Source organism: Orbaceae bacterium BiB (assembly GCA_036251205.1).
GTDB lineage: Bacteria > Pseudomonadota > Gammaproteobacteria > Enterobacterales > Orbaceae > Orbus > Orbus mooreae.
This window is the reverse complement of record CP133958.1, coordinates 1946494-1962451: the sequence shown is the minus strand read 5'-3', so window position 1 is coordinate 1962451 and position 15958 is coordinate 1946494. Positions and strand designations below refer to the sequence as shown.

Annotated in this window: 15 protein-coding genes; 7 read left to right on the top strand and 8 right to left on the bottom strand. The window is 35.0% G+C overall.

Annotated features, from left to right (window positions below; all coding sequences use genetic code 11):
* The 6 genes from RHO11_09200 (at window position 1) to RHO11_09175 (ending at window position 7057) form a co-directional block, all read left to right on the top strand.
* Window positions 1-834, top strand: a complete 834-nt coding sequence (locus RHO11_09200; GenBank protein ID WVD60669.1) for an FTR1 family protein — start codon at window positions 1-3, stop codon at window positions 832-834.
* Complete coding sequence (locus RHO11_09195; GenBank protein ID WVD60668.1) at window positions 827-1714, top strand: EfeM/EfeO family lipoprotein; 888 nt, start codon at window positions 827-829, stop codon at window positions 1712-1714. The genes RHO11_09200 and RHO11_09195 overlap by 8 nt, the downstream gene beginning before the upstream one ends.
* 11 nt (window positions 1715-1725) lie before the next feature.
* The gene (gene efeB / locus RHO11_09190) at window positions 1726-3003 is read left to right on the top strand and encodes an iron uptake transporter deferrochelatase/peroxidase subunit (GenBank protein WVD60667.1); all 1278 of its coding nucleotides are present in this window, start codon (window positions 1726-1728) and stop codon (window positions 3001-3003) included.
* A gap of 668 nt (window positions 3004-3671) precedes the next feature.
* Window positions 3672-4478, top strand: coding sequence for a glucosamine-6-phosphate deaminase (gene nagB, locus RHO11_09185; GenBank protein ID WVD60666.1), 807 nt, complete (start codon window positions 3672-3674; stop codon window positions 4476-4478).
* A 37-nt stretch (window positions 4479-4515) separates the two neighbouring features.
* Window positions 4516-5652 carry an N-acetylglucosamine-6-phosphate deacetylase gene (gene nagA / locus RHO11_09180; GenBank protein ID WVD60665.1) on the top strand — a complete coding sequence of 379 codons (1137 nt, stop codon included), beginning with the start codon at window positions 4516-4518 and terminating at the stop codon, window positions 5650-5652.
* 178 nt (window positions 5653-5830) lie between these two features.
* Window positions 5831-7057 (top strand): ROK family protein, encoded by a 1227-nt coding sequence (locus tag RHO11_09175; GenBank protein ID WVD60664.1) that lies wholly within the window; start codon window positions 5831-5833, stop codon window positions 7055-7057.
* 44 nt (window positions 7058-7101) lie between these two features.
* Here the strand turns inward: RHO11_09175 and asd are convergent, their stop codons facing one another.
* Window positions 7102-8205, bottom strand: coding sequence for an aspartate-semialdehyde dehydrogenase (asd, locus tag RHO11_09170; protein WVD60663.1), 1104 nt, complete (start codon window positions 8203-8205; stop codon window positions 7102-7104).
* A gap of 327 nt (window positions 8206-8532) precedes the next feature.
* Between asd and RHO11_09165 the strand changes: the two genes are divergently transcribed.
* Window positions 8533-9759: an N-acetylmuramoyl-L-alanine amidase gene (locus RHO11_09165; GenBank protein WVD60662.1), complete on the top strand. Its 1227-nt coding sequence runs from the start codon at window positions 8533-8535 to the stop codon at window positions 9757-9759.
* A gap of 25 nt (window positions 9760-9784) precedes the next feature.
* Here the strand turns inward: RHO11_09165 and hxlB are convergent, their stop codons facing one another.
* From hxlB to RHO11_09130, 7 genes are read right to left on the bottom strand one after another with little or no spacing between them, the layout of a single operon-like run.
* Entirely contained in the window at window positions 9785-10321 is a 537-nt protein-coding gene (gene hxlB / locus RHO11_09160; protein WVD60661.1) for a 6-phospho-3-hexuloisomerase, read from the bottom strand.
* 19 nt (window positions 10322-10340) lie between these two features.
* On the bottom strand, window positions 10341-10994 hold the full coding sequence (locus tag RHO11_09155) for a ribulose-phosphate 3-epimerase (protein WVD60660.1): 654 nt from the start codon (window positions 10992-10994) through the stop codon (window positions 10341-10343).
* Between the two features lie 13 nt (window positions 10995-11007).
* Entirely contained in the window at window positions 11008-11523 is a 516-nt protein-coding gene (locus tag RHO11_09150) for a YjbQ family protein (protein ID WVD60659.1), read from the bottom strand.
* 24 nt (window positions 11524-11547) lie between these two features.
* A complete protein-coding gene (locus RHO11_09145; GenBank protein WVD60658.1) occupies window positions 11548-11832 on the bottom strand; it encodes a PTS sugar transporter subunit IIB in 285 nt (94 codons plus the stop codon).
* Window positions 11833-11846: 14 nt separating this feature from the next.
* Window positions 11847-13184, bottom strand: coding sequence for a PTS transporter subunit IIC (locus RHO11_09140; protein ID WVD60657.1), 1338 nt, complete (start codon window positions 13182-13184; stop codon window positions 11847-11849).
* Window positions 13185-13217: 33 nt separating this feature from the next.
* Window positions 13218-13673, bottom strand: coding sequence for a PTS sugar transporter subunit IIA (locus RHO11_09135; GenBank protein WVD60656.1), 456 nt, complete (start codon window positions 13671-13673; stop codon window positions 13218-13220).
* A gap of 2 nt (window positions 13674-13675) precedes the next feature.
* Window positions 13676-15640 carry a PTS sugar transporter subunit IIA gene (locus RHO11_09130; GenBank protein ID WVD60655.1) on the bottom strand — a complete coding sequence of 655 codons (1965 nt, stop codon included), beginning with the start codon at window positions 15638-15640 and terminating at the stop codon, window positions 13676-13678.
* Window positions 15641-15958: the final 318 nt, after the last annotated feature.

Sequence of the window (15958 nt, the reverse complement as noted above, 5' to 3'; positions counted from 1 at the left end):
ATGGGACAGGTTCTTTTTGTTGTCTGGCGTGAAAGTTTTGAAGCGCTCATTGTAATAGGGATTATATATGCCTGGATTAAACGTCATCCAGACGCTAAAAATGGCATGAAATACCTATGGGGAGGAGTCGCTCTCGGCCTTGTCATCTCTGTGTTATTAGCACTAATTATTTACGGTGTATTCAATGTGTTAGATGATACGGCTCAATCACTATTTATGATATTCATGGAACTGCTTGCCTGTATTTTGATAGTACAAATGGTTTATTGGATGAATAAACATGGCAGCTCGATGAAAACTCAAATTGAAGCAGGAATAACGAATAGCGCTGTACACCACAAATGGTGGGGAGCGACAATCATTATCGCGATTGCAATCGCCCGAGAAGGCAGTGAAATTGTTGTTTTTCTATCAAGCTTTATTATGTCACTGACATCAGTAAATGCCGGTGACTTTTTTATAGAAGTAGCAGGAGGCATTGCAATTGCAGGCCTTACCTTATATGCATTTTTGTTAACGAACCGTTATGTATCTTGGAAAATATTTTTTAAAGTGACAGGCATCATCTTATTATTCTTAGCTGTTTCTTTACTACTCAAAGGTGTCGAAGAGATCGCTAATTTATTAATTGAATACGATTATTCTATTCCTGAATTCTTAATTTACCCGGCGTGGGATACCACTTCGTTACTTGATGACTCTAGGGCAATAGGTAATTTTATCTCCTCATTTTTAGCTTACCGTTCACAACCTATTTGGCTAAGTGTTATTACCTTTATTGTATATTGGATTGTTGTCATTACACTTTTTGTTCGGAGCAAAAAACATGCGTAGCATTATTACTATTTTTTTGAGCTTAACCCTTCTTGGTATCACATATAACGTTACCTTTGCTAAAGCGTTACGCTCCCCTGTACAAACAGGTGAAAATATTATTATTGCGAAGGGTGATATTCCAACACCAGAAAAATACCAACCTGCGATAGAAAGTTATTTAGAATTTGTCTCTGAGCAGGTAAATAAAATGGTTATTCAACTTGAAATCTTGCAGCAAAGCATTCAAAACGGTGATCTAAAACAAGCTCAAGACGCCTATGTTTTGGCCCACCAAGACTACGAACGTATTCGCCCGATAGTTATTTTATTTGGTAATACTGACCGAACTATCAATGCTCGTGCAGATTATTTCTTAGATCAAGAAAATGACTATCGTTTTGTTGGCTTTCATTTAGTTGAATATCAACTTTTTAAACTTAAAAATCTTAAAGATGCTCAAGCATCTAGCAATGAGCTATTAATGAAAGCTCGAGATTTACAAAAGCGCTTACAAGTTGAAACAATCGAAATCCCAAAATTAGTACAATCTTCAGCTGATTTTATTGAAATGATTTTAGAGACCAAATTAGCTGGAAAAGAGAATATTTACAGCCGATCTGATATTGCTGATATCGCTGCAAATATTCAAGGCTCGGAAGAGATCGTAAAAGTACTAACACCATTCATTACTACTGAAACGCTTGAAAATATTAAGAGTAACTTCGCAAAAATAAATGAAATAATAAATTCGTATCAATTAGATAACAACAAGTATCAAGTTTACGATCAATTAAATAGTAACGATAAAAATGTATTGTATTCATTATTAACACAACAAGCGGAATTACTTGCAACGTTAAGAGCTCAGATCAATGTAGATGTGTATTATAAATATTGAGGCACAAATTCATGCAAAAAAATAAACTATTATGCAGCGAGCAACCCATCAATAATTCTAGACGGACAGTACTAAAAACGTTGTCGATTGGTAGTGTCATTTTAGCTGCACCGACACTCAAAGCCAAAGAACAGCTCAAAAATTGCCAATTTACTTATGATAAAACAATAAATTATTTAGGTGAAGGTCAAGCTGGAGTCTTAACACCAGAACCAAAACAGGCTGCATTTATTGCATTTGACGTTACCATAAAGACAACTGATGAATTGCAACAGTTATTTCAAATAATAACGCAACGGATTGCTTATTTAACACAACCTAAAGCTGCACCATCGACAACAAATGATAAAATGCCACCCGCAGAATCTGGTATTTTAGGTACCTACTTAGAACCAGATTTACTAACAATTACAGTATCTCTTGGTAATAGTCTTTTTGATTCACGTTTCGGTTTAAATAAAATCAAGCCAGAACAGCTGGTTGAAATGACAAGCTTTCCAAATGATAGGCTTGAAGAGTCTTGGAGCGGTGGTGATATTGTGCTACAAATCTGTGCTAATAGCCAAGAAAGTGTCATTTATGCTTTACGCGATATATTACGCTATACCGCCCCATTTATGCATCCAAAATGGAAAATAGATGGCTTCCTGCCAGCAAGAGATATTGATCGTCGTTCGACGCCAATCAATTTATTTGGATTTAAAGATGGTACAGGAAATGCACCAGCCGATGATAAACAGCTGATGGATCAATTAATTTGGATCACTCCTGAAAGTGAAGAACCCGCTTGGTGTGATGGTGGAACTTATCAAGCAGTACGTTTAATTCGTTTCAATTTAGAATTTTGGGATAGAACTCCGCTTGAAGATCAAGAAAATGATTTTGGGCGTCATAAGGGTAGCGGGGCACCAATTGGTATGAAATATGAACATGATTCACCTGAATTCGAAAACGATCCTCATGGTGATCGCATCTTATTTGACTCGCATGTCAGACGGGCTGAGCCTCGCGATCCCGAGCGCTATACGGCTAAGCTACGCCGCCGCAGTTTTAGTTATTCATTAGGGCTAACGGAAACTGGTGGTCTTGATATGGGATTAATTTTTGTGTCTTATCAGCAAAATCTAAAAACGGGCTTTATTAATACTCAAAAACGCCTAAATGGTGAGCCATTAGAACGTTATATTAAACCATTTGGTGGAGGATATTATTTCGTCTTGCCAGGTATTGAATCCGCGAAAGATTATTTAGGAAAAAGTATGTTTGACGCACTAAAAAGTGCTTCATAGCTAGTCCATCATATTCCTATTTTTATAACATAATCATAAAAAATCGGGTGTATTGATTTACTCGTTATCAAGAACCCGTTTGATATCCTAAAATTAAGCAGAAAATAGAAGTTAGGTAGAAAATAATCACCTGAAAAATGGCAGATATTATTCTACCTGACTATCGGATTGTGTTCTAATTCGTTAAGTTGATAGCAAGGCAAGAGATCGACGCCTAACATTAAAGAAATATATTCGAAATAGTAAAAACAAGGCCTGATACTCGTTCATCAATAAATATGAGTAAATATTTTTAGCAACATATCGGAAAACCTCTCTAAAAATCACAATAGATCTTAATAATCAAATAATTAACCACATCATATAAATAGAATAGATTGATTAATCGTTATTTATTTTTTAAAATTAGAAATGATATTTTTTGTCGTGAATTAAATAAACTAATTTAAGCTATAAAATACTTTTTAAATGACTAATAAGGTTAATAAACGAACTAAAACTAGTTATTTATTTTTTATAGTAAAAAAAGTTTGTAAAAAGGGTAAATATTAGATAGAGTAGGTCATAGGATTTATTTTATAACTATGTGACTATTGGATAAGATGAGCAAATCATATATCTTCACATAGCAACTATATTAATTATTTAAACTATAGCGGAGCAAGAAAATGCGATTAATTCCATTAAAAAGTCCTCAAGAAGGTAGTGCATGGGCTGCTAATTATGTTGTTGAACAAATTAATAAATATCAACCGACGGCCGAAAAACCATTTGTATTAGGTTTACCAACTGGTAGTTCACCATTATTAATGTATCAACAATTAATCAAACATTTTCAAGCAGGTAATGTTAGCTTCAAACATGTTGTGACCTTTAATATGGATGAATATGTTGGTTTAGCTGAAGATCATCCGCAAAGTTACCATACTTTTATGTATGATAACTTTTTTAATCATGTTGATATCGATCATAATAATATCCATATCTTAAATGGTAACGCGCCTGATATTGAGAAAGAGTGCCACGAGTATGAAGAAAAGATCAAGTCGTATGGAAAGATTAACCTATTTATTGGTGGTGTAGGACAAGATGGTCACATCGCGTTCAATGAACCTAGTTCATCGCTGTGTTCACGTACTCGAATTAAAACACTAACTGAAGATACACGTATTGCTAACTCACGTTTTTTCAATAACGATATTAGTCAAGTTCCAAAATATGCATTAACAATTGGTGTTGGGACATTAATGGATGCTGAAAAAGTGTTATTATTAGTATTTGGACATAATAAGAGCTTAGCACTACAAGCAGCCGTGGAAGGTTCTGTTAATCACATGTGGACTGTCAGTGTTCTGCAAACACATCAAAAAGCGATTATTGTGTGTGATGAGCCAAGTACCGATGAATTAAAAGTAAAAACATTAAAATATTTCAAACAACTTGAAGTTAATAATCTAAAAGCGGAAATACTTTAATACTTCATTGTTTAAATATTATGTAAGGATAAATTGTATGTATGCATTAACCAATTGCCGAATTTATACTGGAATGGAAATTCTAAATAGCCATGCTGTAATCATTGATAATGACAAAATTTCGGCCGTTTGCCATATTGATGATATTCCTAAAAATATTCCTATGAAAAATTTGCAAGGAGCGATTGTCGCTCCTGGTTTTATTGATATTCAACTAAATGGTTGTGGTGGTGTTCAATTTAATGAGCAGATCGAAAACCTGAGTATTGAAACGCTTGAAACGATGCAAAAAACTAATTTATTATCCGGATGTTCGAGTTATCTACCTACGCTGATAACATCTAGCGATGAATTTATGCGCCAAGCAGTTCAGGTAATGAGAACTTATCTACAAAAATATCATAACCAAGCATTAGGTTTGCATCTTGAAGGTCCATATCTGAATCCTGAAAAAAAAGGGATTCATAATATTGATTATATCCGCCAGCCTGATCAAGAGATGATTGATTTTTTATGTCAAAATGCCGATGTTATTAAAATTATTACTTTAGCGCCAGAAATGGTCGAAAAACATTTTATCCATCAGCTAGTAGCAGCTGGAATACATGTATCAGCGGGACACTCAAATGGTTCTTATGAAGAGACTCGAGCTGGATTTAATGCAGGTATTCGCATGGGGACTCACCTATTTAATGCAATGCCACCAATTGCAGGGAGAGCTCCTGGTGTAGTCGGTGCCATTTATGATGAATCAGAAGTATATTGTGGAATTATTGCTGATGGTATGCATGTCAATTGGGCAAATATCCGTAATTCTCATCGAATTAAACATGACAAATTAATCCTAATTACCGATGCGAGTTTGCCAGCTGCTTCAACGAATGTTGAACAATTTACATTTGGTGGTAAAACTATTTACTATAAAGACGGTAAATGTACAGATATTAATGGCACATTAGCGGGTTCAGCTTTAACAATGATAGAAGCCGTAAAAAATAGTGTGAATTATGTTGGTATTGCCCTAGATGAAGCACTCCGTATGGCAACACTTTATCCAGCTAAAGCGATCGGTGTAGAAAATAAATTGGGTACTATTACAGCCGGAAAAATAGCTAATTTAGTTATTTTTGACCACAATTTTGTGATTCAACAAACCATTGTAAATGGTCAATAATCAACATTAAAATCAATAAAATAATCACTTCTAATACAAAGTGCTATGCATATTAGAAGTGATTAACCTCTAATGTCCAGATACAAGACCTATAACTGTCTAACAAATAAGGCTATAATGCACCATAGTTATAAAGATAAATAATACGAATTATTATGTAATTAAGGTAAACGTGGTCATGACATTAAGTTATTTAAATTTGGTTGGTAATGCAGAATTAGTTAAACAGCTTAATTATGCGATGATTTATCGGCTTATTATTCAACAAAGTCCTATTTCAAGAATCCAGTTAGCGGAAACAAGTGGACTTGCGCCAGCAAGTATCACTAAGATTACACGTCAATTATTAAAAAAAAAGCTGATTAAAGAAGTCGATATCCAGCAATCAACTGGCGGACGCCCAGCTGTATCGATTGAAGCGCAATTTGAAAACTACCAAGTTATCGCCATTCAGTTAGGTCGAACCAGTGTGAATATCGAACTCTATGATTTTGGTGGTAATAGTCTCGTTTTTCAACGCTACCCGCTTACTGATTTTACTCAGCGTCTTGCGCAAAATTACTTAATTAATCTAATTGAATTACTTTGTAGCGAACATAGCAAAAAAATTAAAAATTTAGTTGCTATATCAGTTGTGATGCCTGGGGTTATTGACTCAGTAAATGGCATTGTTCGTTATACACCACATATTGATGTTAAAAATTGGCCATTGGCTGAAGTTTTAAAAAATAAATTTAATGTTTCTGCTTTTGTTGGTAATGATGTACAAAGTTTAGCATTAGCGGAGAGCTATTTTGGTTCAACACAAAATGTTGCTGATTCCATTCTAATCCGAGTCCATCGAGGCGTTGGTTCTGGTGTCATCATTAATCATCAATTATTAATGAACCATAATCAAAGCGCTTGTGAAGTTGGTCATATCCAAGTTAATCCGCTAGGAGAGCGTTGTCATTGTGGTAATTTCGGTTGTCTTGAAAATCAAGTCGTCAACGCCGAAGTCGAGAAAAAAGCTAAACGATTACTTGAGCAAGGTTATGTTAGTAAATTGACACCAGATCAGTGCGATATTGTCACAATTTGCAATCTAGCAAATCAAGGTGATGATTTAGCCCAGAAGCTAATCAAAAATGCCGGGGAAAATTTAGGTCGTGCAGTGGCGATGCTAGTCAATATTTTTAATCCACAAAATATTGTTTTAGCGGGTGAAATCACCAAATCACCAGAAATTTTGCTCGATACGATTAACAGTGCCCTCAATTCTCAAAGTTTAAAACAGTTACGAGAAAATGTCTCAATTCACTGCTCAACCCTAAACGATTGTTCGGCAATCGGAGCGTTCGCATTAGTACAGCAATCACTCTTTAATGGTTCGTTATTAATGACGATGCTTGAAGATAAAAAGTAGTGCCAAATTCCCCACTATATCAATCATAGTGGGGAAACATAAGACTAAGCTAAAATTCTTAACATTCGACGCAATGGTTCAGCTGCGCCCCAAAGTAATTGATCCCCAACAGTAAAGGCTGATAAAAAGTCATTACCCATGTTCAATTTACGTAAACGTCCAACCGGTGTTGATAATGTTCCAGTCACAGCAGCTGGCGTTAACTCTCTCATCGATAATTCGCGATCATTTGGAATTACTTTTACCCAATCATTGTGAGCGGCAAGTAATTTTTCAATTTCAGGGATGGTGATATCCTTTTTAAGTTTAATCGTAAACGCTTGGCTATGACAACGCAAAGCACCAATACGAACACATAAGCCATCAACAGGAATGATACTCGATGTACCGAGGATTTTATTTGTTTCAGCCTGTCCTTTCCACTCTTCTCGACTTTGGCCATTATCTAATTGTTTGTCGATCCATGGAATTAAGCTGCCAGCTAACGGAACCCCAAAGTTATCGGTTGGCAACGAACCATCACGCATTTTTGCTGTCACTTTTTGCTCGATATCTAAAATAGATGAGTGCGGATTTTCAAGCTCTTTAGCAACATCGGCATGTAGCATACCCATTTGAGTTAATAGTTCACGCATATGACGGGCACCACCACCAGATGCAGCTTGATAAGTAGAGACTGAGACCCAGTCAACTAGATTTTCTTGAAATAAGCCACCAAGAGACATTAACATTAAGCTAACGGTACAGTTACCACCAACAAATGTTTTAATTCCTTTATCAAGGGCGCAATCAATATTCGCTCTATTTACAGGATCAAGAATAATAATTGCATCATCTTTCATTCGTAGAGTCGATGCTGCATCAATCCAATAACCTTGCCAGCCAGCAGCACGTAATTTAGGATAAATATCAGAAGTATAGTCACCACCTTGACACGTTACAATAATATCTAATGCTTTAAGCGCATCAATATCATTCGCATCTTGTAAAACGCCTGTTTTACCAGCAAAAGTAGGAGCTTGTTGACCTGTTTGAGATGTTGAGAAAAAAATAGCATTAATCCCATCAAAATCACGTTCTTGAATCATGCGCTGCATTAAAACTGAACCAACCATGCCTCGCCAACCGATAAAACCAACATTTTTCATAATCAATTATCCACAATTAAAATACATCATTGTTCGAAATGGGAGCAATCCCAAAATCCTCATGTTTAACTATTAAAACAAAATATCTGTATAAAACAAGCAAGATAATAAATTATTTTAAAAGAGCAACAGGTTATAAAAGCAGGTTATGTTATTTAATTAGCTGGTAGTACCATTAATTCTCGTTAAAATATTGCTGTAGTAATGCATTATAGTGAAAAAAAATATTTTATCGTTGCAATACATCAGCATGCTATAAATATACAATAATTTTATGCTATTATGACCGACCGAAATGCTAACTACTTCATGTGATATTGATTTACTATGCCAGCACCATTTGACCCAACGAAACGCTTATTGATTAAAGGAATAGCAGCAGCCTGCCTATTATCAGTAAGTCGTGTAGGTTTTGCCGCAACGGCTCAAATAGTTGCTGTTCGCGTTTGGCCGTCATCGACTTATACCCGAATCACATTAGAATCAAATGTCGCACTATCGTATAAGCAATTCGCACTGAGTAATCCCCCTCGATTAGTTATCGATATAGAAAATCTTAGCTTAAATAGTACATTTCGTAATATTACTTCGCTTGTCCAACCACAAGACCCTTATATAAAGCAATTAAGGGTAGGACAATTCGATAATAAAACGGTGCGATTAGTTATTGAGCTTGCTCAGGAAGTGAATCCAAATCTATTTACATTAACGCCAATTGCTGAATTTAAAAATCGCCTTGTTATTGATCTTTACCCAAGTAAACAAAGCAGTCATGATGAAGATCCGTTATTTGCTCTGTTGCAGGAGTTTAATAAGGGTGAATTAGATAGTGATGATGCCGCAATTACCCAGCCGCCTAAAAGAGTCAATGATAAAGTCATTATCGTTCTTGATCCAGGACATGGTGGTGAGGATCCTGGGGCAATTGGTTATTACAAAACAAAAGAAAAAGATATCGTATTACAAATTGCGCGCCGCTTAAGAGATCTCATCAGAAAAGAGAATAGTATGGCCGTGCATATGACGCGTAATGAAGATATCTTTTTACCACTGCGTGTTCGCGTAGAAAAAGCACGTTCGCTCCATGCAGATCTCTTTATCTCGATCCATGCTGACGCCTTTAGTCAACGCTCAGCAAAAGGCTCATCGGTATATGCCCTTTCAACTAAAGGGGCAAGTAGCTCAGCAGCCAGTTATTTAGCACAAACTCAGAATGAAGCTGATGAAATTGGTGGTGTTAGTCGTAGTGGCGACCGCTATCTTGATCACACGATTTTAGATCTCGTACAAACTATCACGACGAGTAATAGCTTAATCTTAGGTAGAGAAATTCTTAATAGAATTAAAACAGTCAATGCACTGCATAAATCGCAAACAGAGAGTGCTGGCTTTGCGGTATTAAAAGCGCCTGATGTCCCCTCTGTTTTAGTAGAAACAGCCTTTATCAGTAACCTCAATGAGGAAAGAAAACTAAAAACAGCCAGTTTTCAAAATCAAATTGCTAAAGCCATTTTAGACGGCATTAAAAATTACATAAAATTACGTAAAAATTAATTTACCGTCATACAGTAGTTATATATTATTCAATATTAGCATGTCTATTTTTCATCGCATCAAAGCTATCTTGACGCAGCTCAGCTAACATAATAACCAAGCTATCATAAACTAATAAAGAGAGCTGTTCGAAAGTACTGCCCATCGGCTGAGCGTACTGTACACATTGGCTTGGTAAACATAATTTAACGTCAGCAAGCGTTGCTAATGTCGATTTTTCACTCATCGTAATTAAGGCAATATCAATACCTAACTGTTTTGCTTTCTCTGCATAAGCAATTAGGCTAGCCGTTTCACCAGAACCCGATGCAATAATTAATAAATCACCAACTTGCGCTTTAGGCTTAGTAATTTCATTAACTAAACTTACCGATAACCCCAAATGCATTAATCGATTAGCAAAAGCACTAATCATAATACCTGAACGACCCGCACCCACTAAAAAAATATGTTTTGCAGCAACTATTTTATCTGCAAATTGTGCTAGCTGTGGTTCATTAAGGTAAGTGACTTGCTGGGATAACTCCACTAAGATCTGATTTAGAATTGGTTTTACTAACATAACGTACCTTTTATTTAATTTATTTACTAATAGAACACGTTAACTGTAAGATATTGTGCTCTATCTCATTGTTATTAAAAATAAATCCACCAGAAACAATATTATTTGCACCTGCATTAACACAGCTAACAATCGTTTGATCGGTAATATTACCATCAACTTGAATATCATAATGATAGCTATGAGCTAGTTTAAGCGCTGATAACTGAGCAATTTTTTCAACAGTAAAAGGTAAAAACGTCTCACCAGCTCGACCCGGATTAACGGTCATCACTAAGACTAAATCAACAAATGGTAATAACGGTTGGATAAGCTCAACTGGCGTACCCGGATTGATTGCAATACCGACTTTTATATTATGCTTAAGTAGTTGGTTAATAATCACCATATGATGAACCGTTGCCTCAGCATGAAAAGTAATGATATCAGCACCAGCTTTAATAAATGACTCGACTCGATCTTCTGGCTTCTCAACCATCAAATGACAATCTAAAATAAAATTACTATGTGTTTTTAAATTAGCCACAAAATTGGCATTAAACCCTAAAATGGGCACATAGTGACTATCCATTACATCAATATGTAAATGGCTGATACCACTTTTTTCTAACCTAGCTAAGTTAGCTTGAATTAAATATAGATCTGAATTAAATAATGATGGTGCAATAATCATAGTAAAGCCCCTATTAATTTCCCATCGTCATAAAATTAACTGTACGGTTACGTTCACGTAAGCCATCCCAATCAACAAAGTAGATACGCCCAAGTTCACCAAGCTGCGCAACACGCTCTTTAATAATTACACTTGCTGAAAAACAACCAAATAGAGATGAACGAATGTGCGCATCAGTATTTAACATAACCCATTTTTCTGCAGGATAATTTGGATCACTCAGACTTAAACCAAATTCAATATGTTTTGGTCCTGGACTGTTATATTGATTTTCACTGGTCATTTTAGGCACAATGTTGTCTAACACATTATTAATATCAACATGTAGATAGTCATCACCAAAATAGTTAGTGTCATGCATACACTCATCAAAAAATAGTGAACATGTGGTATGAGGCGTTGTGATAGTAAGTAGGCCATTTTGAATATTCGCCTGCTCAATAACAGCCTTTATCTCATCACTCATATCGTGATAAGACGGCCGCCCTGCGACCGTTTTTATTGTAATAGCTCGATGATAAATATTCATTTGATGCTCTCAATTATTGACTAATTAAAATGCTAGACGTTTTTTCAATTCAACAAAGAAATTATCTAGCATCACACCGGTTAATAGCGGTAATCCATTTAGTACTTTATCTTTAATTGAATCAGGTACTATCGTCGTGCTTACTACTGCGTCATATTCATCGATTTTATTGAGTTCATCAGCGATTTTAGATTGGTAAATTTTTACCTGATCTGCTAGCTTTTCATCATTTAACCATTTGTTCACTTTGCTCACTGCGATTGTTGATGTTGCATGGCCTGCGCCGCAGACAATAAGTAGTTTTTTCATTATGTTACCTCTGTTTAGTACATTTCAATTTTTCGGATTTTATTGATATAAATTAGCAGTGCTAAAATAATCAATGCCAATACACCTAAGCCAATATAGCCAGTATGATGTAATAACAAGACAAATAGTGTCACAGGCCATAATCCACATAAAATAGAAGTAATTAAACCACTTGTGCCAACATCATATTGCGCTAAATGGAAAACTTCTGTAATCGTTGGGGCTAACCAAGTAGACATATATAAGCAGATAACTAAATAGACAGTACCACCAACAATTGAACGAATAATGTTACCTTTGAAGAATGGCACCATTAAACAGACACCAAACGCATAGAAAGCTAAATCACCAAATGGTAAGACTTTGTTACCAGGTAAAACTAACGCGAGTAATAATGAAATAGGAACCATAATCAATGCTGTTGCCATTACAGCTGGATGACCAACAGTTAAAGCGGCATCCATACCAATATTGACTTGTTTACCATTTAGCTTTTTACTCGTGAATTCTCTTGCTGCTTCAGCGATAGGTAGTAATCCTTCCATAAACATGGCAACCATTTTCGGCATAATTTTCATTACTGCAGCTGTTGAAATCGCTAATTGACCAATTTGTGAAGCATCATAACCGGCTAAAATTCCGACGACTAATCCAATAATTAAGCCAATAACAACAGTATCTCCAAAAATACCAAATTTTTTGGTTAAGGTTTCAGAGTCAGCATTTAATTTATTAAAACCAGGAATACGATCAAATAGCCAATTAAGTGGAATCGCAACAACTGCGCCCGATAAGGCCATCAAGTGCGTCACCGCAATCCCCGGATAACCAAAAAATGAGCTAACACGTTTTTGAAATAGATCAGCCAATAACCACTGTAGCATGATCGCAGTAATTGCTCCTAAAATACCAACCCAATATTGTCCAGTTACCGCATACGCAACTAATCCCAGGAAAATAGCAAACCAAAAATTCCAAATATCGACATTTAATGTGCGTGTCCAACCTAAAGAGATAAAGATAAAGTTGATAATCAATGATGCCGGAATCAACAATAGCCCAAGTGTTGTAGAGAAAGCCAGAGGACCACCAACACCACATCCAATATCCATAATACTCAGCGATGAACCATATTGTTCACCCATTTGTTGAATTGCGACCCCAAGACTTTGTGATAGTAGCGTAATGACAAGTCCTAAACCAACAATACCTATCCCTACCGTAATACCAGACATAATCGCTTTTGATAAACTAACACGAAAAAATAAACCGATAATACAGATAATAATGGGTAAAAAAACTACGCCACCGAGATTAATTAACCACTGAAAAATATGTGCAATACTATCCATTAACACTCTCCTTTAATTAAATTTATGGCATTCTCAGTTAACGCCAGCACTCGCTAAAATTGATATAAACTCATGGGTTGAATGACATTGGGCTAATAACTGTACTTTTTGTTCATCCTGAAAAAGAGCGACTAAATTTTGTAAATTTTCTAATTGCTCATGAGGTTGCTTCATCGCTAACATAAAAATAAATTTTACTGGCACAATTTCATCTTTATCTGCCATGCTACAAAAATTCACTGGTTCAGCTAATGAGGCAAAACAGATTTGTGGCCGATTAACTTTTGTTGAGTCAGTATGAGGTAACGCAAATCCAACAGAATTAACCAACAGCCCTGTCGGATACTCTTTTTCTCGTTGTAAGATCCCAGCCAAAAAATCAGTGGTAACAATCTGGTGCTCTAGTAACATCTGCGCCATTTGCGTTAACACGGCTTGTTGACTGGTTGCGGTTATATTAAATAGACACAACTGCTGATCAAAATACATAGCTATATTCCTTTTTTATGACTTAAAAACTGTTCCAATTGTTGAAAACTTTGCATTGACTGTAATTGTAAAACTAAATTTTTATCACTAACTATTTGATAAATACCAGTAAAAACATCATTGATATTGATAATGTCCTTTTCAGCCAAACTAACCATAATAATGATCGATACATCAATCGTTCCCCATTTAATTGGTTTATTTAACGTTATTAATGAGATAGAGGATTTAGTAACAAACATCGGCGAACCATGAGGTAGGGCAATACCATGTTCAATAGAGGTATTACCAATCGCTTCTCGATTGAGAACCGATTCTCGATAATTAGCATTAACATAGTTTTCTCCCTCTAACTCACTAAGTAACATATCTAAACACTGTGCTTTACTCGTGATATCAACATTTAGGTGTACTAAATTCGGTCTGAGAAAGGTCGTAATCGATGGCCAATTACCGATTTTATCTACGCCATCACCATGTTTATTAAGCACGTAATTGGCGTAAGTTTGAATAATGTTTTGATAGTCGGCGGTATTAAGTAGAGATGAAATTTTGACAACTGGCTTATTGATCTGCCCAATATCTAACGTTGTAATAATCAAATCGACATTATCCAGTTGGGATGATTGCAGTTTGGATAGAGAATAAACTTCAATATTATCCTTTGCTGGTAATAATTGGCGGACTTTATTTAAAATTAAGTTTGATGATGAGATACCGTATTGGCAAATAATCACAATATTATTTGCATCAGCGGCTTTATCGAGTGCAATTTGAAAATGGATCAATAAAAAAGAGACTTCATGATCATTTAAGGTAATATCAAAACGACGCTCTAAATCCGATAGTGCATACCATAGAATACTAAATAGTTTTGAATATTCTACTTTGATCTCCTCTAAAATAGGATTTATAACCTGAATCTTTTTTTGCAAACGAGTGATCATCGCAGGAAAATGAGATAGTAAAGAGTGATACAATTTGGCATCTTGCGATAAATCAACTCGCTCTATTTCACCAATTTTATTAATTATTTGTTTAATAATTCGCGCATAAAACTGATCATTAATCTTACTAGTTTCATCAATCATGCGGTGTGCAAAAAACAATTTACTTAAATATTCAGTATCGCTGGTGGTAAACACCACTGAAAAATCTGTTTCTAACTTTTCTGCTAGTTGCGATGCAATCAGATAAGATTGCATATATCGAATATGGTTAAATAGAAAATCGTCTTCCTTTTCAACATGATAACCAAGGCTAAGGCGCTTAATCTGTATCGTAATCGCAATCAGTAATGAAGATAAATAGTATTCAGAACATTGCTGAATCAACATACCATTATGATTAACTAATAATTGATTTATATAATTAAACGAATCATCATCAGTCATAGAACGCATTAAAAGTTGTAGATAATCGTTATCTTGTTGCTGGATATAAAATGATAAAAAATGTTTTATTGCGTACTGTATGTGAATTTCTTGACCAGTTACCCCAATACCTTTATGAGTGATATGTAAAGCCACTTGCTCTTTAGCAATGGTGTTATTGATAAATTCAAAATCTTTATGTAATGATGTTTTACTCACAATATAATCAATAGATAATTGTTCTAACGAAACATTTTCTTGATTTAACAAACAGCGTTTAACAATATCTAATCGTCTAAAATGAGGATTAAATCGTCGAGCCTTCACATTAAAATAGCTATGGCTATTAGTTTGATTTAAATGAACAATAATCTGTTCTAGCTGGTTTTTTTTACCAACTAACATCATGCCTTTACGCGGTGATTTTTCAATGTGGAGATCCGTACTAGGTGATGTCGTCAACAAATCATTCAGCTCTTCAATATCGGCATACACTGTTTTGCTTGAAACAGATAATTTTTTACTAAAATAGTTAGCAGGTTGAAACGTCGCTTCATTAAAAAGGAGCTTCAACAATTCAATTTTTCGATTCATTACATCACCTCCTTTTGATTAAAAATAGGCTCATAAGATAGTTTTAAAGTATAGATAGATTAAGAAATAAAACGATGACATTATGTTCTGTATTAATATGGAAGTCGGCTATTGGCTTTACCTTGTTTCAATTACTATTTTTTTTAAAATCATTTTTAACCAATTAATTAGATAAGACTTTTTTATAAATCAGAACCAAGATAAGAAATTAAAATATATCTTTAAACAACAATTTATATTGATAAAAACCAGATCCTTCTCTCACCAAAAAGACCATACTACATGTAATTTTCAGCCCAAAAAATAACAATAGTTTTG

What these genes read in the sequence shown, in the direction of transcription:
- RHO11_09200 (WVD60669.1), top strand. Translation starts at nt 1, where the DNA reads ATGGGACAGGTTCTTTTTGTTGTCTGGCGTGAAAGTTTTGAAGCGCTC.
- RHO11_09195 (WVD60668.1), top strand. Translation starts at nt 827, where the DNA reads ATGCGTAGCATTATTACTATTTTTTTGAGCTTAACCCTTCTTGGTATC.
- efeB (WVD60667.1), top strand. Translation starts at nt 1,726, where the DNA reads ATGCAAAAAAATAAACTATTATGCAGCGAGCAACCCATCAATAATTCT.
- nagB (WVD60666.1), top strand. Translation starts at nt 3,672, where the DNA reads ATGCGATTAATTCCATTAAAAAGTCCTCAAGAAGGTAGTGCATGGGCT.
- nagA (WVD60665.1), top strand. Translation starts at nt 4,516, where the DNA reads ATGTATGCATTAACCAATTGCCGAATTTATACTGGAATGGAAATTCTA.
- RHO11_09175 (WVD60664.1), top strand. Translation starts at nt 5,831, where the DNA reads ATGACATTAAGTTATTTAAATTTGGTTGGTAATGCAGAATTAGTTAAA.
- asd (WVD60663.1), bottom strand. Translation starts at nt 8,205, where the DNA reads ATGAAAAATGTTGGTTTTATCGGTTGGCGAGGCATGGTTGGTTCAGTT.
- RHO11_09165 (WVD60662.1), top strand. Translation starts at nt 8,533, where the DNA reads ATGCCAGCACCATTTGACCCAACGAAACGCTTATTGATTAAAGGAATA.
- hxlB (WVD60661.1), bottom strand. Translation starts at nt 10,321, where the DNA reads ATGTTAGTAAAACCAATTCTAAATCAGATCTTAGTGGAGTTATCCCAG.
- RHO11_09155 (WVD60660.1), bottom strand. Translation starts at nt 10,994, where the DNA reads ATGATTATTGCACCATCATTATTTAATTCAGATCTATATTTAATTCAA.
- RHO11_09150 (WVD60659.1), bottom strand. Translation starts at nt 11,523, where the DNA reads ATGAATATTTATCATCGAGCTATTACAATAAAAACGGTCGCAGGGCGG.
- RHO11_09145 (WVD60658.1), bottom strand. Translation starts at nt 11,832, where the DNA reads ATGAAAAAACTACTTATTGTCTGCGGCGCAGGCCATGCAACATCAACA.
- RHO11_09140 (WVD60657.1), bottom strand. Translation starts at nt 13,184, where the DNA reads ATGGATAGTATTGCACATATTTTTCAGTGGTTAATTAATCTCGGTGGC.
- RHO11_09135 (WVD60656.1), bottom strand. Translation starts at nt 13,673, where the DNA reads ATGTATTTTGATCAGCAGTTGTGTCTATTTAATATAACCGCAACCAGT.
- RHO11_09130 (WVD60655.1), bottom strand. Translation starts at nt 15,640, where the DNA reads ATGAATCGAAAAATTGAATTGTTGAAGCTCCTTTTTAATGAAGCGACG.